General features: G+C 67.8%; 22 protein-coding genes. 10 read left to right on the forward strand and 12 right to left on the reverse strand.

Translation table 11 applies throughout. From position 1 onward, the window contains the following. Positions 1–166: 166 nt before the first annotated feature. The 3 genes from ACZ6IE_RS11640 to ACZ6IE_RS11650 form a co-directional block, all read right to left on the reverse strand. Positions 167–1,492: an HTTM domain-containing protein gene (locus tag ACZ6IE_RS11640; protein ID WP_464608070.1), complete on the reverse strand. Its 1,326-nt coding sequence runs from the start codon at positions 1,490–1,492 to the stop codon at positions 167–169. Continuing rightward, the gene (locus tag ACZ6IE_RS11645) at positions 1,489–2,259 is read right to left on the reverse strand and encodes a DUF5819 family protein (protein WP_464608071.1); all 771 of its coding nucleotides are present in this window, start codon (positions 2,257–2,259) and stop codon (positions 1,489–1,491) included. The genes ACZ6IE_RS11640 and ACZ6IE_RS11645 overlap by 4 nt, the downstream gene beginning before the upstream one ends. Before the next feature lie 137 nt (positions 2,260–2,396). After that, entirely contained in the window at positions 2,397–4,421 is a 2,025-nt protein-coding gene (locus ACZ6IE_RS11650; protein WP_464608072.1) for a hypothetical protein, read from the reverse strand. 118 nt (positions 4,422–4,539) lie between these two features. Here ACZ6IE_RS11650 and ACZ6IE_RS11655 point away from each other — a divergent pair, with 118 nt between their 5' ends. From ACZ6IE_RS11655 to ACZ6IE_RS11675, 5 genes are all read left to right on the forward strand, one after another. Beyond that, positions 4,540–5,652, forward strand: a complete 1,113-nt coding sequence (locus ACZ6IE_RS11655) for a hypothetical protein (RefSeq protein ID WP_464608073.1) — start codon at positions 4,540–4,542, stop codon at positions 5,650–5,652. An 833-nt stretch (positions 5,653–6,485) separates the two neighbouring features. Continuing rightward, positions 6,486–7,340, forward strand: coding sequence for a spermidine synthase (locus tag ACZ6IE_RS11660; RefSeq protein WP_464608074.1), 855 nt, complete (start codon positions 6,486–6,488; stop codon positions 7,338–7,340). 186 nt (positions 7,341–7,526) lie between these two features. Then, positions 7,527–8,045, forward strand: coding sequence for a hypothetical protein (locus ACZ6IE_RS11665; RefSeq protein ID WP_464608075.1), 519 nt, complete (start codon positions 7,527–7,529; stop codon positions 8,043–8,045). A 61-nt stretch (positions 8,046–8,106) separates the two neighbouring features. Further along, positions 8,107–8,604 (forward strand): SprT-like domain-containing protein, encoded by a 498-nt coding sequence (locus tag ACZ6IE_RS11670; RefSeq protein ID WP_464608076.1) that lies wholly within the window; start codon positions 8,107–8,109, stop codon positions 8,602–8,604. Further along, positions 8,601–9,212 carry a DUF1697 domain-containing protein gene (locus ACZ6IE_RS11675; protein ID WP_464608077.1) on the forward strand — a complete coding sequence of 204 codons (612 nt, stop codon included), beginning with the start codon at positions 8,601–8,603 and terminating at the stop codon, positions 9,210–9,212. The genes ACZ6IE_RS11670 and ACZ6IE_RS11675 overlap by 4 nt, the downstream gene beginning before the upstream one ends. Before the next feature lie 234 nt (positions 9,213–9,446). On the opposite strand, the gene ACZ6IE_RS11680 is transcribed toward ACZ6IE_RS11675, so the two are convergent. The 3 genes from ACZ6IE_RS11680 to ACZ6IE_RS11690 form a co-directional block, all read right to left on the reverse strand. After that, entirely contained in the window at positions 9,447–9,749 is a 303-nt protein-coding gene (locus ACZ6IE_RS11680) for a DUF427 domain-containing protein (RefSeq protein ID WP_464608078.1), read from the reverse strand. Positions 9,750–9,847: 98 nt separating this feature from the next. Continuing rightward, positions 9,848–10,393 carry a 2-phosphosulfolactate phosphatase gene (locus ACZ6IE_RS11685; RefSeq protein ID WP_464608079.1) on the reverse strand — a complete coding sequence of 182 codons (546 nt, stop codon included), beginning with the start codon at positions 10,391–10,393 and terminating at the stop codon, positions 9,848–9,850. Positions 10,394–10,435: 42 nt separating this feature from the next. Next, positions 10,436–10,909, reverse strand: a complete 474-nt coding sequence (locus ACZ6IE_RS11690; RefSeq protein ID WP_464608080.1) for an EVE domain-containing protein — start codon at positions 10,907–10,909, stop codon at positions 10,436–10,438. Between the two features lie 169 nt (positions 10,910–11,078). On the opposite strand from ACZ6IE_RS11690, the gene ACZ6IE_RS11695 reads away from it, so the two are divergent. Beyond that, complete coding sequence (locus ACZ6IE_RS11695; RefSeq protein ID WP_464608081.1) at positions 11,079–11,660, forward strand: hypothetical protein; 582 nt, start codon at positions 11,079–11,081, stop codon at positions 11,658–11,660. Positions 11,661–11,953: 293 nt separating this feature from the next. After that, complete coding sequence (locus tag ACZ6IE_RS11700; protein ID WP_464608082.1) at positions 11,954–13,603, forward strand: DEAD/DEAH box helicase; 1,650 nt, start codon at positions 11,954–11,956, stop codon at positions 13,601–13,603. Between the two features lie 209 nt (positions 13,604–13,812). Here the strand turns inward: ACZ6IE_RS11700 and ACZ6IE_RS11705 are convergent, their stop codons facing one another. The 3 genes from ACZ6IE_RS11705 to ACZ6IE_RS11715 all read right to left on the reverse strand — a co-directional run bounded on the left by ACZ6IE_RS11705 (position 13,813) and on the right by ACZ6IE_RS11715 (position 20,290). Next, positions 13,813–14,589, reverse strand: coding sequence for a DNA-formamidopyrimidine glycosylase family protein (locus tag ACZ6IE_RS11705; protein ID WP_464608083.1), 777 nt, complete (start codon positions 14,587–14,589; stop codon positions 13,813–13,815). Further along, on the reverse strand, positions 14,582–19,411 hold the full coding sequence (locus tag ACZ6IE_RS11710; RefSeq protein WP_464608084.1) for an Lhr family ATP-dependent helicase: 4,830 nt from the start codon (positions 19,409–19,411) through the stop codon (positions 14,582–14,584). Before ACZ6IE_RS11710 ends, ACZ6IE_RS11705 begins: the two co-directional genes overlap by 8 nt. Before the next feature lie 81 nt (positions 19,412–19,492). Continuing rightward, positions 19,493–20,290, reverse strand: coding sequence for an alpha/beta hydrolase (locus ACZ6IE_RS11715; RefSeq protein WP_464608085.1), 798 nt, complete (start codon positions 20,288–20,290; stop codon positions 19,493–19,495). A 101-nt stretch (positions 20,291–20,391) separates the two neighbouring features. Between ACZ6IE_RS11715 and ACZ6IE_RS11720 the strand changes: the two genes are divergently transcribed. Next, positions 20,392–20,961 carry an NUDIX hydrolase family protein gene (locus ACZ6IE_RS11720; RefSeq protein ID WP_077055041.1) on the forward strand — a complete coding sequence of 190 codons (570 nt, stop codon included), beginning with the start codon at positions 20,392–20,394 and terminating at the stop codon, positions 20,959–20,961. A 16-nt stretch (positions 20,962–20,977) separates the two neighbouring features. Here the strand turns inward: ACZ6IE_RS11720 and ACZ6IE_RS11725 are convergent, their stop codons facing one another. Together ACZ6IE_RS11725 and ACZ6IE_RS11730 are read right to left on the reverse strand one after the other, a co-directional pair. Continuing rightward, complete coding sequence (locus tag ACZ6IE_RS11725) at positions 20,978–21,880, reverse strand: hypothetical protein (RefSeq protein ID WP_464608086.1); 903 nt, start codon at positions 21,878–21,880, stop codon at positions 20,978–20,980. An 80-nt stretch (positions 21,881–21,960) separates the two neighbouring features. Continuing rightward, positions 21,961–22,116 (reverse strand): hypothetical protein, encoded by a 156-nt coding sequence (locus tag ACZ6IE_RS11730; protein ID WP_179100273.1) that lies wholly within the window; start codon positions 22,114–22,116, stop codon positions 21,961–21,963. Positions 22,117–22,305: 189 nt separating this feature from the next. Here ACZ6IE_RS11730 and ACZ6IE_RS11735 point away from each other — a divergent pair, with 189 nt between their 5' ends. Beyond that, entirely contained in the window at positions 22,306–23,646 is a 1,341-nt protein-coding gene (locus ACZ6IE_RS11735; RefSeq protein ID WP_464608087.1) for a peptidoglycan DD-metalloendopeptidase family protein, read from the forward strand. A 70-nt stretch (positions 23,647–23,716) separates the two neighbouring features. Here the strand turns inward: ACZ6IE_RS11735 and ACZ6IE_RS11740 are convergent, their stop codons facing one another. Continuing rightward, positions 23,717–25,642 (reverse strand): hypothetical protein, encoded by a 1,926-nt coding sequence (locus tag ACZ6IE_RS11740; protein WP_464608088.1) that lies wholly within the window; start codon positions 25,640–25,642, stop codon positions 23,717–23,719. 82 nt (positions 25,643–25,724) lie between these two features. Here ACZ6IE_RS11740 and ACZ6IE_RS11745 point away from each other — a divergent pair, with 82 nt between their 5' ends. Further along, a complete protein-coding gene (locus tag ACZ6IE_RS11745; protein WP_464608089.1) occupies positions 25,725–25,925 on the forward strand; it encodes a hypothetical protein in 201 nt (66 codons plus the stop codon). Positions 25,926–25,940 lie beyond the last annotated feature (15 nt).

The following is a 25,940-nucleotide window of genomic DNA, read 5'->3' on the forward strand; positions in this document are numbered from 1 at the left end:
TACTGTTAGTAATGGAGAACTCGTAGACCCCGCGATAAAGCCGACCGGACATGATGTCCGAGCCCGAAAGCCGACCGCAATATGAAGGCAGAGGGATGTCTAAGAGCGCAAAGGTCAAGTGTATGCCTTCCGACGCGCCGTGTCCAGTTACTTCCTTGACCCGATTTCATTTCTCCTGTATATGGGCCTCTGCATAGCCCTCTGTATGAGCCTCGACGGGTGTGAGCGCGGGGTTTTCCGCACGCTCAGGCGCGGCGGGGCGAGGCGGCGCCGTTCTCAGCCAGGCCCGGCGCAGCCCCTGAGACATGGCCCGCCAGGTCACGTCACGGATGAAGATCGAGTCGATGGCGATCATCGCCAACGAGAACCACGGCAGCCCCATGAGGAACGCGATCCCGAGGTGAAAGCCCAGCATCACGATGAGGGCGAAGATGCGGGTGCCCCGCCGCAAGAGCAGCAACGGGAATGAGACCTGGACGAGCAACGTGAGCGTCGTCGCGAACGCCACACCGGGCGCCCATGCCGTGATGAGCGCAGAGATCTCGGGCCACGTGCCGAATTGAGCCACGTGGATCGGATCGTAGATGGCCCAGCCACCCGACCACGGCGCACCCCCGGCCTTGTAGAGGCCGCCGGAGACGTAGATGAAGGAGACCTGGCAAGCGAGCACCACGATCGCGAGGTTGTGAGACAGATTCGTCGACCACTCGGGCAGGACGCGCTGGAAGCGCCACAGACGCAGGGGCCACACACCCGGTTTGCCGACCGTGCGACGGCGGCGTGCGGCATCCAGAGACCATCGCTCGGCCGGCGACGTGAAGAACATGGCGATCAGGGCGATGCGCGTGAGGTTGTCGCTCTGGTCGCTGACATATTCGTTGATCTCGACGAAGCCGACCCAGAGGATGAACAGCGGGATCATCACGATGCGGGTGCGATAGCCGATCGTGAACAGGACGGCGCAGAGCGCGAGCAGAAGATAGAGCTCGGTGAACGCGATGTCGTTCGCGGCAACGCTCGGGAAGATGTTGAACGGCCAGATCGAAGCGAATTCGCTGCTCGGATAGGAGAGCTGTCCGGTCCACGCGGCGCCGGCACCGAAGGTGTACAGCCGTGTCGAGAAGTTCGAGGCGAGGGTTCCGAGGATCATCACACCGAGCAGCATGCGCGTGACCGCCAACCCGTAGGTGGCGCGCTTGCGGTCGAGCAGCCAGTCCTCGCCCTGCGCGAAGAGGCGGCCGACGAGTTCGGCAGCACCGGAGAGGCCACGCCGCGAGAGGTCCGTCGCGACACGGAAAGCACGGCGCACGGGGCGACCTCGGCGGGGGGTGGATGCGTCGCCGGGGGCGGGACGGTCCGCCGGTGTAGGACTCTTTGCTTCGGACGCGGCGGAGGGCTTCGCAGCACGCTCGGCGGAGGGCTTCGCAGCAGGCTCGGCGGAGGGTTTGGCGAGGGACGTGTCTGGGGTCTTCGCCGGGGAGACGCGGGTCATTTCTCGAGCCTTTCGTAGCCGGGAAGGAAGACGTCGGCGAAGTCCGACGCCGACTGGTCGGGAAGCGTGATGAGGCCCCGCCATCCGGTGAGCGCGACCTGCTCCTCCGGACGTTGCGCGTCAGGGTTGTTGCGCTCGGCGAACGGGACGATGTTCTGGCGCGCGGCCTGATATTGCACTCGAGCGACCGAGTCGCCCCAGATCGCACGTGCCACCTGGGTGGCATAGGCATCCGAATAGCGTTCCTGCACGATGTAGCGCACGACGACGTTCTCATCGGCACCCTGCTCGTTCATGGCCGCCTGCATGCGGCCGAGCCAGGCATCGCCGTCGAAATAGTTGAGTGCGGCAGTCGTGCGCTGTTCATCGGAGAGCTGGTCGTAGGCCGACTTCAGCAGCGACGACTGATGCGTGCCGAGGCCGGCGGCGCGCGGGGGAAGGAGATTGTGGCGCGACAGGGCGAGCTCGACGTCGGTGGTCACGACCCAGTCAGTCTCGGTCTCGACGCCGGCCTCATCGATCAGGACGGCGCGCACCTTGAAGCGGTAATCACCGTTGATCGGTTCGGGGGCGAAGACACTCCAGCTCTGGCCGTACCAGGGGATCATGTAGCTCATGAGCAGGTTTCCCGGCACCAGTTCGCGCAACGGGGTAACGGGCGCGATCCACAGAAAGCTGGCGAACACGTGCCAGGCCGTGACGAGCACGGCCATCGTGAGGACACCCCGCACGAGGGGCCCGCGTGGGCGGACGGTTGAACGCTTCATCAGACACTCCAGGTAGAGGCGGGACTAACTTCGTATTTGAGTATATATATTTCAGAGTATTTAAGCGAGTATCGACAGAGAAGCGGGGCGCACACGCTCGATACGTGTGCGCCCCGCCCGGATGCCCTGCGGTATCGCTACTTCTGCGAGGCCGACTGGGTGCGACGACGCTTCGACGCGGCGAAGAGGCCCAAGAGGCCGCCCGCGCCGAGAAGAGCAGCAGCCGCGGCAGCGAAGCCGTTGACATCGTCGGCGCCCGTCGCTGAGAGCGACGTGTAGCGCACGCCGTTGGCGGTGGCCGATCCCTGGGTGGACGACGCAGCCGAGACCGTCGACGCCGAAGTACCGTTGGTCGAGCTCGAGGCGTTCACCGCGTGGTCGGCCGAGGCATCGGTCGACGAATCGGCGATCGATGCAGCCTTCGACGCCGCCGAGTTGTCACCGTTGGCAGCGGCGGACGCCTGAGCCTGGGTGCTCGACGAGTTGTCGGCATTGGCCGAGGTCTTCGCCGCAGCGATCGACGCGGCGTTGGCGTTCGTCTTCGACGTGGAGGATGCGTCGCGTGACGCATCCGCCTTGCTCGCGACCTGGGCCGCGATGCTCGCGTCGGGGTTGGCGGCAGCAGAGGCCTGCGTCGTGGCGTCGGCCATCGCAGCAGCCTTCGAAGCGGCGTTGGCCTTCGAGTCAGCCGATGCCGAAGCGGCGGCGTTCTTGTTCACATCACCGGTCGCCGTGGTCGACGCGTTGGCGTTGTAGTTGATGGATGCATCGGTCGACGAGTTCGCGATCGACGCAGCCTTCGACGCCGACGAGTGATCACCGTTCACGGCAGCCGAAGCCTTCGCGTTGGTGCTCGAGGAGTTGTCCGCGTTGGCCGAGGTCTTCGCGGCGGCAACCGAAGCTGCATCCGCATCCGTCTTCGAGGTCGACGACGCGTCACGAGACGCGTCCGCCTTGCTCGCAACCTGCGCCGCGATGCTCGCGTCGGGGTTAGCGGCCGAAGAAGCCTGCGTGGTGGCATCCGCGTGAGCGGCAGCCTGAGCGGCGGCGTTGGCCTTCGAGTCGGCCGACGCCGAAGCGGCAGCGTTCTTGTTCACATCACCGGTCGCCGTGGTCGACGCGTTGGCGTTGTAGTTGATGGACGCATCGGTCGACGAATTCGCGATCGACGCCGCCTTCGACGCCGACGAGTGATCACCGTTCACGGCAGCCGAAGCCTTCGCGTTGGTGCTCGAGGAGTTGTCCGCGTTGGCCGAGGTTTTAGCGGCGGCAACCGAGGCTGCATCCGCATCCGTCTTCGACGTCGACGACGCGTCACGAGACGCATCCGCCTTGCTGGCAACCTGCGCCGCGATGCTCGCGTCCGGGTTGGCGGCCGACGAAGCCTGCGTGGTGGCATCCGCGTGAGCAGCAGCCTGAGCGGCGGCGTTGGCCTTCGAGTCGGCCGATGCCGAAGCGGCGGCGTTCTTGTTCACATCACCGGTCGCCGTGGTCGACGCGTTGGCGTTGTAGTTGATGGATGCATCGGTCGACGAGTTCGCGATCGAAGCCGCCTTCGACGCGGACGAGTGATCACCGTTCACGGCGGCCGAAGCCTTCGCGTTGGTGCTCGAGGAGTTGTCCGCGTTGGCCGAGGTTTTAGCGGCGGCAACCGAGGCTGCATCCGCATCCGTCTTCGAGGTCGACGACGCGTCACGAGACGCATCCGCCTTGCTCGCAACCTGCGCCGCGATACTTGCGTCCGGGTTGGCAGCCGAGGAAGCCTGCGTGGTGGCATCCGCGTGAGCAGCAGCCTGAGCGGCGGCGTTGGCCTTGGAGTCGGCCGATGCCGAAGCGGCAGCGTTCTTGTTCACATCACCGGTCGCCGTGGTCGACGCGTTGGCGTTGTAGTTGATGGATGCATCGGTCGACGAGTTCGCGATCGACGCAGCCTTCGACGCCGACGAGTTGTCACCGTTCGCCGCCGCCGACGTCTGCGCGTTGGTGTTAGAGGAGTTGTCGGCGTTGGTCGAGGTCTTCGCCGCCGCGATCGACGCCGCGTTGGCGTTCGTCTTCGAGGTGGAGGACGCATCGCGTGAAGCGTCCGCCTTGCTGGCAACCTGCGCCGCGATGCTCGCGTCCGGGTTGGCGGCCGAGGAAGCCTGCGTGGTGGCATCCGCCATCGCGGCCGCCTGAGCCGATGCGTTCGCCTTCGAGTCCGCCGACGCCGACGCCGCAGCGTTCCTGTTGGCATCAGCCTGCGATGCGGACGTCGCGTTCGCGACCGACGTGGTGGTTCCCGTGGGGTCCGTGGTGCTCGAGGCCTGCGGGTTCGTCGCGCTCGAGGAGTTCGCGAGCGAGGTGGTCGTTCCCGTGGAGATGGTCGTTCCTGCGGGGTTCGCGTCAGCAGTACCCGTCGACGTGGTCGTGCCCGTCGGGTTCGCGTCAGCAGTACCCGTCGACGTGGTCGTGCCCGTCGGGTTCGCGTCAGCAGTACCCGTCGAGGTGGTGGTGCCCGTCGGGTTGGCGTCAGCAGTACCCGTCGACGTGGTGGTGCCCGTCGGGTTCGCGTCAGCAGTACCCGTCGACGTGGTCGTACCGGTCGGGTTCGCGTCAGCAGCACCCGTCGAGGTGGTCGTACCCGTCGAAGTGGTCGTACCGGTCGGGTTCGCGTCAGCAGTACCCGTCGAGGTAGTCGTGCCTGTCGAGGTAGTCGTACCCGTCGAAGTGGTCGTGCCGGTCGGGTTCGCGTCAGCAGTACCCGTCGAGGTGGTCGTGCCCGTCGGGTTCGCGTCAGCAGTACCCGTCGACGTCGTCGTGCCCGTCGGGTTCGCGTCAGCAGTACCCGTCGACGTCGTCGTGCCCGTCGGGTTCGCGTCAGCAGTACCCGTCGACGTCGTCGTACCCGTCGAAGTGGTCGTACCCGTGGAGGTGGTCGTGCCTGTGGACGTGGTTGTACCGGTAGACGTGGTCGTGCCCGTCGGGTTCGCGTCAGCAGTACCCATCGACGTCGTCGTACCCGTCGAAGTGGTCGTACCCGTGGAGGTGGTCGTGCCTGTGGACGTGGTTGTACCGGTAGACGTGGTCGTGCCCGTCGGGTTCGCGTCAGCAGTACCCGTCGACGTCGTCGTACCCGTCGAAGTGGTCGTACCCGTGGAGGTGGTCGTGCCTGTGGACGTGGTTGTACCGGTAGACGTGGTCGTGCCGGTCGGGTTCGCGTCAGCAGTACCCGTCGAGGTGGTTGTGCCCGTCGAGGTCGTGGAGGTGGTGCCCTCGGTCGCCGGGTTTCCGTCAGCGTTGGTGGTGGCGTCGGCTGCAGCGGGCGTCTCCGTGATGTCCACGTTGAGCCGGTGGCTGTCCTGCGGGGACTTGAGCGCGATGTTGCCGAGCGGTCCGCTCGATTCCGTCTGCTGATCGACACCGAAACGGAGCTCGGTCACCGTGCCCGTGGCCTGGACCACTCCGGTGTGCGCCTTGGCCCCCGGCGCCGACACCGTGTTCGACGTCACGGCGAGATCCCCGGACACAGCCGAGAGCGATACCCCGGGCGTCTTCAAGTTGTACTTAGCGGCGCCATAGGAGAAACCGACGAGAGGGATCGTCCACACGCCACCACCCAAGTCTGTGAAGGAGATCTTGGGGTTCGTCACCGGCTTGTTGAATTTGATAACCACGTCGCCGCGGTAGCAGTCCTGTTCGAGTTTGCAGGGGTACCCCTCGTCCATTCCGATGACGTTCAGGCCGAGCTCACCCCCGTCGGTGGTCCGGATGCCCACTTCGCCCTGAGCGGGCTCCATGCGCACGCCTTTGCCATTGGCGGGGGTTTCCGTGGTGATGGAGACGACCGTCGAGCCGACCGTAGCCGTCTGCGTCGCGCCGGCTCCGGTTCCACCCGTCCAGCCCGTGGCCAAGATGGCGGCTGCCGGGGAGATACCGGGAAGCGAAAGCGCAGCCATCGCGACCACGGCCGCCCCGACCATGACCGTTCGGCCCGACTTGCGGAAGCTCGAGCCGGACGCGCCGGTCGTGCCGGGTGAGTCGCCTCTCGAGCGACCGTTCTGTTGCGATGTGGGTTTCATACGAAGTGCTCCGTCTGTGTTCGTGTGCGGATGTCTGGCGTCAAATCAGGGCCCGCGGGTCTCTGGGGTCAGGCCAGCTGGCCTACCCAATCTCAATATATCAACATACATATCCACTGGATGAAGCACAACGGCTGCGAGGTCGGCCGCGACGGTTACGCTCGCTGTATGACGACGAATCCCGCAATCACACTCGGCATCAGCGGCTATCGGGCCATCATCGAAGAGGACCGATTCGTGCCGGAGAGCTTTCAGCTCGTCGTCGACGGCACGCCTCAATCGCATGTGAACGTGGGCGATCCTTCGCAATTGCACTTCGAATACATCCAGCGCATCGGGCACATCATCGACGAGCTGGGCGAACCATCCGCGCCGATCACCGCCGTGCACCTCGGCGCCGGGGCGCTCACCCTGCCGCGCTATATCGAGGCGACGAGACCCGGCAGCCGCCAGCAGGTGCTCGAGCTCGAAACCGATCTCGTGCCGTTCGTGCGCGAGCACCTTCCGCTGCCCAAACGAGCGAACATCAAGGTTCGATACGGCGACGCGCGCGCCTCGCTCGACAAGTTGCCAACGGGCCTCTTCGGCACCGCGGACATCGTGATCGTCGACATCTTCGCCGGCTCCCGCACGCCAGCACACGTGACGAGCCAGGAGTTCTACAAGAAGGCAGCGTCACTTCTGGCGCCCAATGGCATCATGGCCATCAACATCGCGGATGGACCCGGGCTCGCTTTCGCGCGCGGTCAGGTCGCCACCGTGGCATCGGTTCTGCCGCACGTGGCCGCAATGGCCGAAGCGCAGGTGCTGAAGGGTCGGCGTTTTGGCAACGTGGTCGTGCTCGGGTCAGCCGCGCCCCTCCCCCTCGACTACATCCCGCGGCTTCTCGCCGGCGGCCCGCATCCCGCACAAGCGGTGCACGGCGCTGCCCTCGCCGAGTTCACGCGGAGTGCACCGATCGTCACCGATCAGACCGCCGTGCCCTCGCCGCCGCCGAACCGTTCCGTGTTCCTCGCTAAGTAAATCCCGCCGACCGGCGTGTCGGCCTCGAGAGTCCGTCCCACGCGGCGCGGATGGGGCCATCGAGAGCGCTCATCTTCGACAGGCGGGAGCGGCTGCCGGGCGGGGACGGCCAATCGAGTTATGGTCGGAACACCACCATCCAGCGGAACGCGAGACCGCTATTCGAGCCACACCCCGGGGGCACCCATGAAGATCCTGCTCGGCTGGGACGCCGTCACCCTTCGAGAAAAAGTCGACCTGCGCGCCGCCGGCGAGCGTCTGGCCGAGCTGGGCGACATGCGCAATCTGCAGGCCTTGAGTGAGCGGGCCTGGTTGCTCAAAGTGACCGGCCAGCTCGATGAGGCTTTGGATGTCGCAAGCCAGGCGGTCCGTCTCGCCCGGTTCACGGGCAACCGTCGCGACCTGCTGTTGCCCCGCATCCTGCGCACTCAGGTGCTGCAATACCTCGGACGGTATGACGAGGCCATTTACGAACTGACCCTGTGTGCCGATGACGCCAACACGCAGAATTGGCCGATCCTCGAGTCCGTGGCGCTGCAGCACCGCGGCCGTGTGCTTTTCGACGCGGGCGAGTATGCGGCGGCGCTGGCCGATTTCAAAGCGGCCGTTTTCCTGCGCACGCAGGCCGGGGCCAGCGAGAGCGAGCTCGAGCCATCCCTCATCGCTATCGCCGTGACCGAATCTTTCCTCAGCGAGAGCGCGTAAGCCGAGGCCGTCTCGCTTCCCATCGATATCGGATGTCGGCGCCGCGGGGTAGCCTTCTGCCATGTCTGATCTCGCCCGTGTGCGCGTGTGGGCCGATGCCCTGATCGCGCTCCACCTCGACCCCGGCTGGTCGTTCGACTTCGACAATGCCAAGCGACGCGCCGGTCTGTGCAACTACACCGACAAGCGCATCACCGTATCGCGCTACCTCGCGGCGCGATACGACGACGACGAGATCCATCAGATTCTGTTGCACGAGGTGGCGCACGCCGTGGCAGGGTCGCGCGCGGGGCACGGTCCCCAATGGCGAAAAACAGCTGCCGAGCTCGGCTACGAAGGGTCGCGGCTGCATTCGGGCGAGACCGCCGACGAATTGGCACCCTGGGTGGGCACCTGCCCGAACGGGCACACGCTCTACCGGCACCGGCGACCCGCCCGGACGAGTTCGTGCGCCGTGTGCTCGAAGCGGTTCGACCCGGCCTTCGAGATCACCTGGGCACGCCGCGAGATCTCGGCAGCGACGCGACGCCGGGCCGCAGCGGCGGAGGGTCGCGCGTGACCACCACCTGGATCGGCCTGCTACGGGGCGTGAACGTCGGCGGCAACACGATTCGATCCGCCGACCTCGTCGAAGCCGTGACCGCAGCCGGCTTTCGGCGGGCGCGTGCCGTGCTCGCCTCGGGCAACCTCCTGGTAGAAGCCGAAGAAGACGCTGACCGGTCTGCGGTGAGGGGCTTGATCGAACGGGCGATCGACGAGCGCTACGGCTACGGCGTCGCCGTCGTGGCACTCACATCGGACGAACTGCAGCGCATCATCGCCGATTACCCCTTCGACGAGGTGGCCGAGAAGCATCCATATGTCACGTTTGCGACCGATCGATCAGTCATGACGCGCCTCATCGACGAGGCGTCTCGATTGCCGGGCTACTGGGGGGCGCTCGACGATCTCGCAGGCGCCACGTCTGGCCAGCGGGTGGTCGGCCAGAGCGATACCGCGGACGTGGAGCGCCTGGCGGGTGGCGACGAGGTCATCTACTGGGAGGTGACCAAAGGGTCGAGCACCGACAGCCCTTTCGCGAGATTGACCGCCCGGTCGACCTACCGCAGCGGCGCCGAGACGGTGACGACGCGTAATCTGCGCACACTGCGAAAACTGGTCTGGTAGGCCTCTCGGCCGGGGCCGCCTGGGCCTCGTCGCCGTGCGCGGCGTCACGGTCCGGGACGGGCCCGCGTGGCGGGCCTGCGGCGCGGCGCGGGTGCGGATGCGGATGCGGATGCGGATGCGGATGCGAGAAGCGAACACGGGCGACGGGTGCGGGAGGCAGGGCATCCGTCGTAGAGAGGGACCGGGCCAGGCGCAACCGTGCTTCTCGCGCCCGACCCAGTCACCACTGCAGGGCTAGGCCGAGACCGTGACCGAGGGGTCGAACGCGACGTAACCGGCGAAGTCCTTGCCGACGCGCGAAGCGGCGCCGTCGTAAGGGGTCGGGTAGCTCCAGGCCTTGTCGGCGTGGACGTCGCCGTCGACACGTACGTTCCAGTACTGAGCCTCACCCTTCCACGGGCAGGTGTACGGGGTGTCGGAGCTTTCGAACAGTTCCTTCTTCAGGCTCGCCGGCGGGAAGTACCAGTTGCCTTCGATTTTGATCAGATCGTCCTGCTCGGCTTCGGCGAGGACCGTGTCATTCAGAGTTGCTTTCATGGCGCGAGACTACGCCGACGCCGGCGTGAATGCGAGGGCCTCGACAACGCTCTCAGCAGCCTCACACAGGAGTCGCCGCGCGCGGACCCGGCGAGGCGTCAGGACGCGAGCCGCAGAACCTTCACATCGGTGCGGGTGTCGACCTGCGAGGCGCGGACGACCTTCTCGCGCTCGCCGGCGACGATCATCTCCTGGCCCACGACGGAGGCCGTGAAGAGGTGGCCGACGGCCTTCTGCAGGCCTTCGAAGGCGGCGCAGACGACGGCCGCCTCTGGCGAGGTGAAGTCGATGCCGGCCGTCGCGAGTGCGTCGATAACGGCCCCGGCGGCGAGCGCGTCATGACTCGCGAAGGCACCCTCGCGTCCCGCGGCGACGACCGCGATGGTCACGCGACGGCCCAGGCGCACCTGGTGCTCGAGCACCCACTGCGCCGCGGCCGTGCGGTTCGTGAGGTCGGCGGCAATGATCGTGGCGTCTTCGACGGCGCAGGCCTGAACGCTCATCGTTTCGAACTGGCCGAGCGAGTCGACCCAGATGATGACGTCGGCATCGGTCATGCGCTTGAGCCCCGGCTTGCCGAAGTCGAGGCGCACCTGGTACTTCGTCTGCGTGAGGGGGGATACGACGGTCTGCTGAACGCTCATCCGGATATCGTAACCCCGCCGAAACATGCCCGCGAACCGGCGTCAGTACCACACCCTGTCTGTGAGCGAACGCGGGGGCCTCTCATCGGCGGACGGCAGCCGCATCCCGTCACGGATGGTCTCGAAGTCGAGACGCGAAATCTCGAGGATGCCTCGACGCAACTGCTGGCCCCACATCCGCCGATCGCGCGTGAACTCCAGCAGCCCGACGAGCGGGCGGACGGGTTGGAACACCGTGTCGTCCATGAAGTCGACGCGGCGCCGCCAGGAGCGAGAGCCCGCGGACTGATCGGCGAGGAACATCCGCCCGTCGGAGATACGACCGATGGCCGTGAACGCGCGCAGACGCTCCCCCTCGGGCGATTCGTAGCGCGGGGAGTAGAAGACGATGCCGTCGGCCTCGGAGAAATCCTCGAGACCGTCTCGGCCGCCGAACGTCATCTCGACGACGCCGGCCGCGCGCAAGCGACGCACCCGGTCGAGGGGCGCGACCACCAGCCAGTATCGGATCGCCACGTGACCTGTTTACCGCACCGGGGCGGCCGCGCGTCCACGGCGCGCGTGCCGAACGAGCGTCGAGCGATGTAGGAGGAGGGATGGATGGTCGGGCGAGAAAACTGTGGATGCGCGGGATGTCCGGGCGCAAGGCCCTGCGCGAGCGCATCCGGCGGAGCAGTATGGGGATATGCATGTACAGCTGAAGTTGATCCTGGACTGTGACCCCGATGCCGCCTGGCGCGCAATCAAGTCGCCGACGGTGCTGACCGAGTTGTATGGGCCGCTCTTGCAGCCCGAATCACAGGAGGGCGCGTTCCCCACGATCTGGGGGCCCGGCTCCCACGCCGTCACGCTCAAGGCGCTCGGGCTCGTGCCGGTCGGTGGCCAAGACATCCGGCTCGACTTCCAGGAACACCGCGCCGACGGCGTACGCATGATGCACGACAGCGGCGCGCCATTGAGTGGTCCGCTCACGTTGCTGACGCGCTGGGACCACCGCATGGCGATCGCGCCGGCGCCCGGCGACCCCACCAAGACGCTGTATCGCGACAGGCTCGAGATTTCGGGGGCCGTGGCGCCGGCGCTGTGGTACCCGCTGTGGTCGTTGTGGCAGTGGCGCGGGGCACGCATGGTGCAGATGGCACCGACCTGGGCGTTCGACCCCGAGCTGGAGAAGGACGAGGAACCCGGCGCGAATACCGGGGATGCCGCAGCCGGTGCCCCCACGGACGACGGAACCAGATTCGACGCCGACGACTCGACGCTGTAGTCTGGGAGGACTTGTGGGCGCTGCGGTGCCCCTTGCGTCGTAGAACGCTTTCACACCGGCTCGGCCGGTTCACGGATTTCATACGGCGAACGGATGCGTCTTCCGACGCTTTCGCCACATCCACCCGTCGTGCCAGAGCACGCATCACCGGATCGCCCGGCAGCTCCTTCTGCCGTTCGACCACTGCCCCACCTCTTCGCCGTGCACCGGTTCATTCGAACAGGCACCGAAGGCGGCGTGGCCGAGGTATGCGTGCGTCACGAACAGGGTGCCTGCCTGAAAGGCACAACCCCATGACAGAAACAGACACCACGTTCGCCGCTCTCGGCGTTCCCACTGCCCTCGTCAACGCGCTCATCGCCGATGGCAAGACCACGCCCTTCCCCATCCAGGTCGACACGCTGCCCGACACGCTGTCGGGTCGCGATGTGCTCGGCCGCGGAAAGACGGGCTCGGGCAAGACGCTGGCCTTCAGCATCCCGATGGCCGCCCGCCTCGGCACCACACTCTCGGGTGGCCGTCGTCGCCCCGGTCGCCCCGTTGGCCTCATTCTGGCCCCGACCCGCGAGCTCGCAACGCAGATCGATGCCGTGCTCGCACCGCTCGCCGCTGCCTACAGCATGAAGACCACCACCATCTTCGGTGGCGTCAACCAGAGCCGCCAGGTCGCCGCTCTCAAGGCCGGCGTCGATATCGTCGTCGCGTGCCCCGGCCGCCTCGAGGACCTCATGAAGCAGGGCTTCGTATCGCTCGACGCCGTCGAGATCACCGTGCTCGACGAGGCCGACCACATGGCCGACCTGGGCTTCCTGCCCGTCGTCACGCGCCTCATGGACAAGACCCCGACCGACGGACAGCGTCTGCTGTTCTCGGCCACGCTCGACAACGGTGTGGACAAGCTCGTCAAGCGCTACCTGCACAACGAGGTCCTGCACTCGGTCGACGAGGCCAACTCCCCCGTCGCCGCCATGACGCACCACGTTTTCGAGGTCAGCGATCTCGACCAGAAGAAGAACCTCGTGCAGGCCGTCGCCTCGGGCACCGGCCGCCGCATCCTCTTCATGCGTACCAAGCACCACGCCAAGAAGCTCGCCAAGCAGCTGACCGACTCGGGCATTCCCGCCGTCGACCTGCACGGCAACCTGTCGCAGGCCGCCCGTGACCGCAACCTCGCCGCTTTCGGCGAGGGCAAGGTGCGCGTTCTCGTCGCAACGGATGTCGCGGCGCGCGGCGTGCACGTCGACAATGTCGAGCTGGTCGTCCACGTCGACCCGCCCACCGAGCACAAGGCGTACCTGCACCGTTCGGGCCGCACGGCTCGTGCCGGCAGCGCGGGCGATGTTCTGACCATCATCACCCCGGCTCAGCGCAGCGACCTCAAGACTCTGATGCGCAAGGCCGACATCCAGGTCGTTCCGCAGCAGGTCACACCTACCTCGCCCGAGGTCACCGCCCTTGTCGGCGATGTGGCTGCCTATGTGAAGCCCGCGCCGCGTGCGGCGTCGTCCTCGCAGGGTGGCGGTTCGTCGACCGGTGCGAACGCGCAACGCAAGCGCGCCGCTCGTGGTGCCCGTGATGGCTCGACGGCCGGTTCCGGTTCGCGCGGCGGCGAGTCGCGTGGCGGCTCCGCTCGTTCGGGTGAGCCGCGTCGCGACCGTTCGGGTCGCCCGGCGCGTTCGGGTTCCGGCGCCTCGTCCGGCCAGGGCTCGAGCTCGGGCCGCGGCGGTCGTGCCGCGACTCAGAACTACAGCACCTCGACCGGTGCCCCCGCGAACGGTGCGGGCGCTGGTTCGGGCTCGTCTCGTCAGTACGACAGCGCATCGGATGCTTCCGCCACGCGCAGCCGCCCCACGGGTTCGCGTCGCGCCAGCCACTCCGGTGGTCGCAGTGGCGGTCTCGGCGTCGGCCAGGTCGTGAACACGCGCGGTTCGGGTCGCCGATAAGCATGACGAAGAGCGGGTCTCGGTTTTTTACCGGGGCCCGCTTTTTCGTGCCCGGATGCGGGCGGCGTGAGGCGTTCTGCTGAACCGCGGAGCGCCGCCTTGGCGTGCAGCGCGGGCGTGGGTGCAGCGCGGGCGGGCACGCCGCGCGGGTGTGGGTGCTGCGCGGGCGTGGATGCTGCGCGGCGCGCGCTGCGCAGGCGTGCTGGCTCTCAGGTCTGGCAGCGCGGGCACCAGTAGGTGACGCGCATTTCGAGTTCCGTCGCGCCGAGCTCACCCTTGCGGATCGGCGTTCCGCAGCGGCGACAGGGACGCCCTTTTCGGCCGTACACCCAGGTCTCTTGCCCGGGCCGCTGGTTGCCGGTCGTGATGCGCCGGGGCCTGTCGCGGTTGGCGTGCAGTAGCCGGTGGGACAGCTCGACTGCTGCCGCGATGTCGGTGTCTCCGATGGGCCGGGTGGGCAGGATGCCGCGGATGAAGCAGATCTCGTTGGCGTATTCATTTCCGATGCCGGCGAGGTTGCGTTGGTCGAGCAGGGCGACGGCAGAGGGGCGCTCGGGTTCGGCTGCCAGGCGGGCCTGGGCTTCGGCCGCATCCCAGTCGTCTCCGAGCAGGTCGGGCCCGAGATATCCGACGGCTTCGTCTTCGTCGCGCCTTTCGAGCAGCTCGACGATGCCGAGGTCGAAGCCGACGGCCACCCATTCGTCGGTCTCGATGATGGCGCGGGCTTGATAGTTGGGCCGCTTCCATGCCGTGCCCGGATGGTAGAGGTGCCACTCGCCTTCCATTTTGAGGTGGCTGTGCAGCGTGTGCGTGCCGATGCGGTGCAGCAAGTGTTTGCCACGGCTGGCGACATTGTGGATGGTGTCGCCCGTGAGGTCGCTGGTGGCGAATCGCGGCACGCGCAGGTCGAAGCCTGTGACGGTCCGCCCGGCGAGCGCCCGGTCGAGGCTGCGGGCGGACCGGTAGACGGTATCGCCCTCAGGCACGTCGGATCCGCAATCCGCGCGGCGTCTCGGTGAACCCGGCCTCGCGCAGGGGTATGGCGATGGGTGCGCCGAGGGCGAAGTCGCCGTTGACCTTTTCGATGGCCAGCTTGTCGACCCGACCGGAGGTGACGGTGCGCCCGAGCGACAGTGCGGCGGCGTGGAGAACGTCGGCGTCGTCGGTGAACGCGAGCATGGTTTTGCCACCACGTTCGAGGTAGAGCACGAGCGCCCCGTCGACGAGCGTGACAAGGCCCCCGGCTTTGCGTCCGGGCCGGTGTTTGACGCCCGTGGCCTCACTGCCGGGCCAGGCGAGGGCCGCGCCGTAGGGGTTCGCGGGGTCGGTGGCGGCGAGGGTGAGCGCGTGGAGTTCGGGCTTTTCAGTGGTGCTGTCGACGGGCCGCGAGAAACTGCGCAACCGGTCGATCGTGCCTGATGAGGCGAACTGGGCCGCGCCCAGCTTCTCGACGAAATAGCCGCGGCGGCAGCGCCCAGATTCCTCGAATCCTGACAGCACGCGGTAGGTGAGCGCGAACCCGCCGGGCACGCCCTCGGAGACGACCGAGCCGCGCGTGACGACCCCGTAGCGCTCGAGCAGGAAGTCCGCGGTAGCGGCCGCGCGGACGGTCGTGTCTTGTTCGGCGAGGGGCAGGATCGACCAGCGGCCGCCGAGGGTCGGGCCACCGATGCGCGTCGCCATGGTGGGACGCGGCACGCTGCGGCCGCGATACATGCGGGCGCGCGGCGTGCGCCTGGCGGTGCGGTGAGCTCCTCCTCCGCCGAGGAGCGTGCGCAGGGGCGAGAACGTGTCGTTCGTGATGAGCCCGGCCCAGACGAGATCCCAGAGCGCTTCGACGAGCATCTTGTCGTCCGTCGACCCGGTGGCCTCGGCGAGCTGCCCGAAGAAGTAGGCTCCGCCTCCCCCGAGAGTGCCGAGGATCTCTTGCTGCAACGGGCTGGGCGCGTGCTCGGGCTGATCGGTCAGGGTGAGTGACAGCGTGTCGGCGAGGTGCAGGCTGACCCATCCGTCGTTGCCGGCGAGGGTGCCCGCCCCCGACCAGACGACCTCGCCCGTCGACGTGAGCTCGTCGAGCATGGTGGGCGAGTAGTCGGCGACGCGCTCGGGCAGGACGAGCGACTCCCAGGCGGATGCGGGGATGGGCACGCCGGCCAGTTGCTCGATGACGGCCGCAACCCCGTCGACACCCTTGAGGCGCCCACCCGTGTGCTGCCAGGCGGGCAGGAATCGACCGAACGCCTGCTGGTCGACCGGTTCGACCTCGTGTCGGAGTGCCGCCAGTGAGCGCAGGCGCAACCGGCGCAGCACTTCGGCGTCGCACCACTCGGTGGAACCGGCCGCGTCTGCCGTGAGCCCGGCTCGCCCGCCCGGAAGGAATTCGCCGCTGATGACGCGGCGGTCGGCGGCGAGCCGGTTGAGCGTCTGCTGCACGACGGCTGCGCCGAGGCCGAAGCGTTCGGCTACCGCGTGCGTGGTGAAGGGGGCATGGGTGCGGGCATAGCGCGCGACGAGGTCGCCGACGGGATCGGCGACCGGCTCGATGAAGGCGACGGGCACGCCGATGGGCAGGGGAACGCCGAGCGCATCGCGCAAGCGGGACGCATCTTCGATGGCGACCCACGAGTCGCGCCCGGCAAAGGTCACAGCCAGCGCGCGCTTGCTCGAAGCGAGCGCCGTGAGGTGCTGCAGCGCGTTCGGCCGATCCTCCTCGGTGAGGCGCGCCTCGATTTCTCCGACGCCGAGCGGGCCGAGCAGACGCAGCAGATCGGCCACACCTTCGATGCCATGCATCTGCCGCTCGGGGGCGAGGCGCTGCAGCTCGAGCTCGGTCTGCTCGATGACTCCGGGGTCGAGCAGCTCTCGCAATTCGACCCGGCCGAGGAGCTCGCCGAGCATGGTGCTGTCGATGGTGAGGGCGGCGGCACGGCGTTCGGCGAGGGGGCTGTCGCCCTCGTACATGAAAGCGCCGACATAGCCGAAGAGGAGCGACCGCGCGAAGGGTGAGGGGTCGTCGGTCGTGGTGTCGACGATGCGGATGGCGCGGCTCGCGATCTCGCGCGCGATGCCGAGCAGCGAGGGCAGGTCGTAGGCGTCTTGCAACACCTCGCGCACGGTCTCGAGGATGATCGGGAACGTGGGGTATTTTCGCGCCACGTCGAGCAGCTGGGCGCTGCGCTGGCGCTGCTGCCACAGCGGCGATCGTTTGCCGGGCGAATAGTTGGGCAGGAGCAGCGCCCGCGCGGCGCATTCGCGGAAGCGCGAGGCGAACAGGGCCGACCCGCCGACCTCTTCGGTGACGATCTGCTGAAGTTCGTCGGGCTCGAAGACGAACAGGTCGGCACCGGGGGGCTCTTGGTCGCTGTCGGGGATGCGCACGATGATGCCGTCGTCGCTGGCGACGGCCGACCCGTCGACGCCCAGCCGCTCTTGCACGCGCGCCCCGATGGCCAGGGCCCACGGGGCGTGGACCTGCATGCCGAAGGGCGAGTGCAGGATGACGCGCCAGTCGCCCAGCTCGTCACGGGAGCGCTCGACCACAAGTGTTTTATCGGTGGGCACATGCCCCGTCGCCGCGCGCTGCTCGCGGAGGAAGGTGGTGAGGTTGCCGATGGCCTTCTCGTCGAGGCCGGCTGCCTGCAGCCGCAGCGTGCTCTCGTCGGGTTTCGCTCCGTCGATGTCGCGGATGAAGGCGCCGACGGCCCGGCCGAGCTCGGCCGGACGACCCAGGCCGTCGCCCTTCCAGAACGGCAGCCGCCCGGGCTGACCGAAGGCCGGAGTGACGAGCACGCGATCGTGCGTGATCTCTTGGATGCGCCAACTGGTCGCGCCGAGAGCGAAGATGTCTCCGACCCGGGACTCGTACACCATCTCCTCGTCGAGCTCGCCGACGCGCGCACCCGGCCCCACGCCTGTCGTGCTCTTCTCGCCGGGCACGGCCTCGCCGACCATGAAGACGCCGAAGAGACCGCGGTCGGGGATCGTGCCGCCCGATGTGACGGCCAGGCGCTTTGCGCCGGGCCGACCCGAAATGGTGCCGGCATCGCGATCCCAGACGATGCGCGGGCGCAGTTCGGCGAACTCGTCGGACGGATAGCGGCCGGCCAGCAAGTCGAGAGTGGCCTCGTAGGCCGAACGGGGAAGATTTTGGAAAGGCGCGCTGCGGCGGACGGTCTCGAACCAGTCCTCGACGTCCAGGTCGTCGACCGAGGCCGCAGCGATGGTCTGCTGGGCCAGGATGTCGAGCGGGTTGGTGGGCACCTGCAGCGACTCGATCAAACCATCGACCATGCGCTCGGAGGCGACGGCCGTGTGCACGAGGTCGGCGCGGTGCTTGGGGAAGAGGATGCCGCGTGACGTCTCGCCCACCTGGTGGCCGGCACGGCCGACGCGCTGCAGGCCGCTGGCGACCGACGGCGGTGACTCGACCTGCACGACCAGGTCGACCTCGCCCATGTCGATGCCGAGCTCGAGGCTCGAGGTCGCGACCACGCACCGCAGCCGACCCGTCTTCAGGTCGTCTTCGATGACGGCGCGCTGCTCTTTCGACACCGAGCCGTGGTGGGCGCGGGCGAGAACGGGCGTGTCGTCGCCCTCGGCCGAAGCCGTGGATGCACCGGCGCGCGACCCTTGCGTCTGACCACTGCCGCCCATCATCTCGGCGGGCGCGCGACGTGCGGCCACCGCGGTGGACCCCGGAGCGTCGACAGAGCTCGAGCCGGGGGCAGCGTCGCCCCCAGCACCAGGTTGAGCACCGACGCCGGCGGCCACTAGGGCACCGGATGCGACGGAGGCGGTCAGCGCGTCTGCCGACCGGGAACCCGTGCCCGCGGCGTCCGTTTCGGCCGAAGCGCTGGATGCAGCGCCCAGAGAAAGGCGCTCTTCGTAGATCTCGTTGAGCCGAGCGGTCAGCCGCTCGGATAGCCGCCTCGAGTTGGTGAAGACGATGGTCGATCGATGCTCGAGGATGCGATCGACGATGGCCTCTTCGACGTGCGGCCAGATCGAACCCGTGTTTTCTTCGGGCGTGAAGACTCCCCCGGCCGAACCTTCGCGCGGCGACGTGTCGACCACGCCGGGGTTGGTCATATCGTCGACCGGCACGACGACGCGCAGATCGAACTTCTTGTTGGACGGCGGCGCCACGATCTCGACCTCGGCCCGCCCGCCCAAGAATCTCGCCACCTCTTCGCGCGGCCGCACGGTGGCCGACAGCCCGATGCGCTGCGCAGGCTTCTCGAGCAACCGGTCGAGGCGCTCGAGCGACAGGGCCAGATGCGCCCCGCGCTTCGTGGCCGCGACGGCGTGCACTTCGTCGATGATGACGGTCTCGACGCCCGTCAACGTGTCGCGCGCCTGACTCGTGAGCATCAGGTAGAGCGACTCGGGCGTGGTGATGAGGATCTCGGGGGGATGCTTGAGCAGCGCCCGCCGGTCGTTGGCAGCCGTATCGCCCGAACGCACGCCGACCGTGACCGACGGCGGCTCGAGGCCCAGGCGCTTGGCCGTCTGCGTGATGCCGACGAGCGGTGCGCGCAGGTTGCGCTCGACGTCGACGCCGAGTGCCTTGAGCGGAGAGATGTAGAGGACTCGCGTGCCCGGCTGCTCACGCGGCTCGGCCATCAGCCGATCGAGCGACCACAGGAACGCGGACAACGTCTTGCCCGAACCGGTGGGAGCCACGACAAGGGCGTTGTGGCCGCGCGACACCGCGTCCCACGCGCCGGCCTGGGCTGCGGTGGGCGCGGGGAATGCCCCACTGAACCATTCCCTGGTCGCGGGGGAGAACCGTTGCAGCACGTCGCCCATGTGACCATCCTGCCCCCGACCACTGACATTCGTCGGGGAGCGGCAGACACCTTGTGCGAGGCACCGCCGTGCACTAGCGACTCAGACGGTGAAACCGCGCTCCACGAACCCGGCGATGTCGGTGAGCTCCTGCGGCGAGACGGCGTGCCCGAGCCCCTCATAGATGCGGCCGCTCAGGGTGCTGTGCGCCGGCAGCCAGTCGGTCGTGCGCACGATGGCGGCCTCGGTGATGACGTCGTCTTGAGTGCCGCGGCCCCAGAACACGGGCGGGAGCGACTCGGCGAGCGCGACATCCCCAGGCCGTTCGCCCTCAGAGACGAAACCGGACAGGTTGACGACGAAGGAGAACCGCTCGGGTTGGCGGCGCATCAATTCGATGGCCATGACACCACCCTGCGAGAACCCGAGCAGGCCGATCTGCGCGGGCGGGGTCTCGAGAGAATCCAGCCAGGCCAGAACCGCGTCGATGGATGCCTCGGGCGTGGCGTCCGCGGCAACGGCGCGCGTTCGGGGCTCGGCCGTGTCGTCGAGACCGTGCATGGCCGTGTTTCCATCCGTGTCGTCGACGCCGATATCGCCACCGTCGGGATCGGCGACGTGGGGCGGATCGATGTCGTCGTCTGGCGCCAGACCGGGGAGGGTGACATCCGCTGGTCGTCTCAAGCGGAACCAGGAGTAGCCGTCGATTGGCCAGGGCGCCGTGAAGGGGGCCCGCAGCGAAGCGATGACGGGAGAGAGCGGGAGGTAGGGGGACAGAGAGAAAAGGTCGGCTTCGTTCGACCCATAACCGTGCAGGATGACGAGGAGTGGGCGCCCCGCTCGCTGCTGCGGGCCGGCCGACCACAGGACGGCGCTCTCATCGATCCGTACGTCGTCCATGCCGCCTCCACATCGTTCTCCACAGCCTGTCAGGCAGCATATCCATCCACACCGACACCGCCTACGTCGCTTCCGCTCGCCCGAGGGGGTAAGAATGGACCATGGCCGTTCGCACCCCAGACCCCGACCCCACGCCCGATCCCGGTGGCAACACCAACGCCGGGTGGCTGAGCGATGTCGAACTCGAGCAGATTCGCCGCCGCCTGCCCTTGCTCTATGTCGAGGCCGTGCCCGTGCGCGTCGACGGGTTGGGCAACGTCACGTCGGTGGGGGTGCTGCTGCGCGCCACCGCGCTGGGCGAGATGACCCGCACCATCGTCTCGGGCCGAGTGCTCTATGGCGAGACCCTGCGCGACGCGCTCTTCCGGCACCTGGAGAAAGACCTCGGGCCCATGGCCTTCCCGTTGCTGCCCGCCTCGTCGGTGCCGTTCCAGGTGGCCGAATACTTCCCGATCCCCGGCGTGAGCGCCTACACCGACGACCGACAGCATGCCGTGTCGATGGCCTACGTCGTGCCCGTGACCGGCACGTGCGAGCCTCGGCAAGACGCCCTCGAGATCACATGGATGACGCCGGAAGAGGCCGCCTCCGACGATGTGGCCTCTGAGATGGAGGGCGGCCGCGGGGCACTCGTGCGCGCGGCTCTCGCCTCCGTCGGCGCGCTGCGCTGACGTAACAGCGAAGCGCTCAGGCGTCGCGGATGTCTTCGCCCCGGGCGATAGCCACCCACTTCGTCAGGAACACGGCACCGGCCTCGTCGTGGATGAGCGAGTCGTGGTGATAGATCGGGTAGGGCTTCTCGGGCACCCCATCAGCGGGGCGAACATCGATGTGAGCCACATCGTGCCCGTGTTCGTGCAACCAATCGGCCATCGCATAGTCGCTCCGCGAGTCACCCATGGTGCGCCACGACACCGGCATCATCACGCCATCCTGCTCGAGCAATTCGACCAGACGCGCCGCGCCCAGGTCTTTGCCGACCCGCACCGACTCGATGTCGGTCGAGATGATCGTCGGGTCGATCCTCACCGTGACGAGCCCCTCGGCATCCGGTCGGTGATCGTCATTGCGCAGCACGCCGATGCCACGAGCCGACAGACGCTGCATCGCCTCTTCGTCGAAGACGGGTTGCACAGCTAAGTATTCCGCCGATTCGACACCCACATGCTGCTCGACCGAAACCATTGCCCGCTTGGTGCGGTCGAAGAACATGCTGTCGGCAAACCGGTCGGCAACCAGCTGCTCGATCTCGCGCGAATAATCGTCATCGAGAGCGAGCGATGCGTCGACGAAGATGTCCTCTTCGGCAATGTGCTCGGTGGCCGCGGGGATGCGGAACCACACGGCACCCTTTTCGCAGATCGCATAGACACGCGCGGTTTCGGCCAGGCCGGCCCGCCGCAACTCGGGTACGACGACGTCGCGGATGAAAGCATCCGATCGCCCCGTGTTGAAAGCGACCGGCACCCCCGCGTTGGCCAAAGCCACCAGATCGGTCGCAATGCTCGGAACGGCCATGGTGCGCGTGACGGGGCTGGCGATCGGGCCGTCGACGTCGAGCAGCAGACCAAGGGGCGGAGGTGTCGTCATATCGCCAGTTTACGGGCGCACGCGAAACGGCCCCCGACACACGTCGAGGGCCGTCAGAGGACAGCGGGGGCCCGAGAAGCTCAGGCGCGGCTGCGGATGTAACGCAGCAGCCAGATGATCGCGCCGATGAGCACGAGCGCGAGACCCAGCCAGATCAGGAACTTCAACGTGGCGACGACACCGCCGACGATGAGCAGGATGATTCCGATGACGATGAGTGCGATGAGAAGAGGCATGACCTCCACTATCCACCCGTCGGGAACCGCGGCAAAACGCCGCCACGGGGGTTGCACCCACCTCTTGTCCTGTGATGAGGCTCGAACGGCGCGCCCGACAAATGCGACAGACCACCCCTTCGCATGTGAAGATTAAACGAAAGCTCGAAGGTTAGGGATTATTTGATGAGTCTACGCAGGCGTGCCGTCGTGGCGATCGCAGCATTCGCACTCGTCTTCAGTTCGATGGGGATCGCGTCACCGGCATTCGCCGACGACTACCCGAGCTGGGACGACGTGCAGAAAGCGCGCCAGAACGAAACCTCGAAAGCGGCGGAGATCGACAAGATCAACGGCCTCATCGATCAACTCTCGACCCGGGTCGCCGAAGCCCAGTCCGCGGCCGTCGTCGCGGCCAACGCCTATCAAGAGGCGCTCGACAAGGCCACGGCCGCCGAGGAAGCCCAGGCAACACTCGAGACGCAGCTCGCCGCCGCGACCGAGAAGGCCGCCGCCTCGCAGAAGCAGGCCGGTTCACTCTTCGCCAGACTCGGCCGCATGAACAACGGCGACTCCAGCGCCGGCATCTTCGTCGACGCCAAGAACGCCGACCAGACCCTCTACAAACTCGGCGCCCTCTCGCAGCTGACGAGCCGCAGCGCCGACGTCCTCGAGAACGCCAAGAAGGACGCCAACCAGGTCACCGCGCTGACCGACCAGGCGAAGGTCGCGGCCACCGAGCTCGAAGCCCTCCGCGCCGACGCCGAAGCGAAACTTCAAGCGGCGAACGACGCCGCGTCCGCCGCGCAGGATGCACTGAGCGAGCAGGAACAGAACGAAGACCGACTCACCGAGCAGCTCGCGAGCCTGAAAGGCACGACGGCCGAGGTCGAGAAGGGCTATCAGGACGGCGTCGCCGCCCGTAAGGCCGCAGCCGAGGCGGCCGCCCGCGCCGCCGCGGAAGCAGCCGCTCGCGCCGCCGAAGCCCGTCGCGCCGCTGCCGCAGCGGCCGCCGCCCAGGCCAACGCCGGTGGCGGCGGCGGAGGAGGTGGAGGCGGCGGAGGCGCTGCCCCCGCTCCCGCGCCCGGTGGCGGAGTCGGAAGCGGCACCGGAACATTCTTCTCCCCCTCGGCACAGGGCTGGTGGCGTCCGGCCGCCGGAGGCATCACCTCCTGGTACGGTCCCCGTCAGATCCTCTGCGGTGGCACGGGTTGCTCCACGTCGTTCCACCAGGGCATCGACTTCGGTGGCGGCTGCGGATCGACGATCAAGGCGGCCACGAGCGGACGGGTCTCCTTCGTCGGCAACGCCGGTGCCTTCGGAAACCGCGTCATCATCGACCACGGCGGCGGAGTGCAGACGGTCTACGGCCACATCCTCGGTGGTTCGACACGCGTCAGTGTCGGCCAGCAGGTCTCCGGTGGTCAGGCGATCGCCGCGATCGGCCGCACGGGTGTCGCCACCGGGTGCCACCTCGACCTCAAGGTGCTGATCGGCGGGGCCCACACCAACCCGGCGACCTACCTGCGCGCACGCGGGGTCGTCGTCTAGGCTTCACCGCTCCTTCTACCCAGAGGGGGTTCTCGTCGATCGACGAGGACCCCCTCTCTGCGTGTCACCGTCAGTTTTGACGCCCGGCGGCGCTCGAACGACGGCGCCGAAGAGTCAGCATCACACCCGACAGGGTTGCGACGGCCGCGAGCACCAGCGGCAGGCTGGCATCCAACGGACCGGTTTGAGCGAGCGCGCTCTGCGGCGATGAGTGGTGGGCAGCGTCGGGAGCGGAGCGATCACCCGCCGCGGAGCCGCTGCCGTTCGCGATCGTGCCGGCCGCAGGCGCCGGAGATGCCGGAGATGCCGGAGATGCCGATGCGATTGGAGCCACGGGAGGCGCAGCGGTCGGCCCCGAGGTGGGCGCCACCGTCGGCGTCGCGGTCGGCGTTGCAGTGGGAGTGGCGGTCGGCGGGATTACCGCCCCGCGCACGACGACCGATGACGACACGCTCGACCCGTCTTGACGCACGAAGGTCAGGGTGTGCGGCCCCGCCGATGCATCCCGAGGAACCGCCCACGTCACCGCGGCCGAGCCGTCTTCGCCGGCGACGACCGTCTGCGACGGGCCCGCGGGCGGCTCGAAGACGAACGGTTCACGGGGCAGCAGACCCTCGATCGTGATGGATACGCTCTCACCGACACCGGCCTCGGCGGGGGTGACCGTCGCATGGGCAGCCACCGGGGGCCTGAGCGCCTCGGCCGCCGCCCCGAAGATCGCGACGGTCTGGTCGACGACGGCTGCACGAGCGGACTCGAACGTCGCCGAGGTGACATGCCCGGCCGGAATGGATTCATAGCCCAGCGACTTGGTGTGCAGGTGACCGCCTGCGACATCCGTGCGCCCCATCTCGAGGCGCAGGCGGTTAGCGCGATACATGCTCTCGTTCGAGAGGTAGTCACCGCCGCCGCCCTCGACGGCGAACCATTCGGGTTTGATCGCGGGCACCGCACCGCACCGGGTCGCCGCGGGTTCGCGGACCGCCGTCGGGGAGATGCAGATCCGCTTGTTCAGACGAACGGGTGCGGGGCCGGTGGTGGCGTTGACGATGGCCTCCCAGGGAAGCGTCGTCTCGATGAATTGGGGGGATGTCACGGGCTGTGGCCAGCCGAGCGCCGCAGGTGCTGCAGGCACCTCCTGACGATAGCCCTGAGCTACTCCCTCGGTGAGGTTGTCGTCGAAGCCGCCCCGCCACACCCCGGCGAACCGTTCGATGTCGAAGCCATCCGGACGCCCCTGGCTGATCGTGACGAGCATGTCGATGCTGCGTGCGCCGTAGCGCAGGCCGGGGCCATAGACATCCTCGACGATGCCGGTGTCGAAAGCCGACCAGGTGACGGGCAGGACGACCGCCTGGACGACAGCCGGACCGGTCGGCGTGTCGATCGTCGTCCCATCGAGGACGAGTGCGGCTGAACCCGAGGGATTCGAACGCTGCCCCACCTGGTCGAGCTGGAACGGGTCGAAACCGGTCGTGAGGATGCGTCGTGTGCCGGGAATGTCCGTGTGCGCGACATCGTCGAAACCGCGCGACGAGCGCTCAAGCGCCTGCAGAAGATCCGCGAGGAGGGCACCACCGCGCGCCGGATCGGCGGCGACCCAGGACTTGATCGACATACGCGCCGCGAGCCGCGCCCAGTACAGCCCCCGGTCGTCGTAGCGGTCGCCGCTCGCCGCCGCGTTGTCGCCCCGCGCCGTCGCGACCGCACGGGTCCACAACTGGGCACCCGCCTCGGCCACGATCTGCGGGGCCGAGGCCGAGGATGCTGTCGACAGACGCTCGTCGAAGGCGGCCAGGACGGGCCGCAGACCACTCGACTCGATGAACTGTTGGGATGTCGGAACCGACCCGCCCGGCACGACGGCGCTGAGACGCGCCTCTTCGACGTTTGCGGCAGTCGTCTCGCGGGGTACGGCCGCTTCGGCCGGAGCCGGGGATGCGGCGGCGAGGGGGACGGCGAGGCCGCACATGAGAGCGAAGGCGCCGAGCGGCACGACGGCCGCTCGTTTTCGACGCGACCTGGGGGACCTTCGCAGGGCGGACCGGGCGGACAGGGCGGGGGGTTCGGGTGTGAACATGGAACTCCTTCGGGCGCCGGTGGGCGCGGAATGCATTGCGGCTCTGTACTTTCAGAATATCAGAGTTGCACATGTGCTGCTCCCGGGTCCATCTCCCGGCTGCACCCCCGATGCACTGGCCGATGCACTGGCCGATGCACTGGCCGATGCACTGGCCGATGTACTGGCCGATGTACTGGCCGATGCAAAAAGCCCCTGACTCTCGGAAGAGTCA

The sequence above is a fragment of the Okibacterium sp. AC114 genome, from assembly GCF_979253355.1.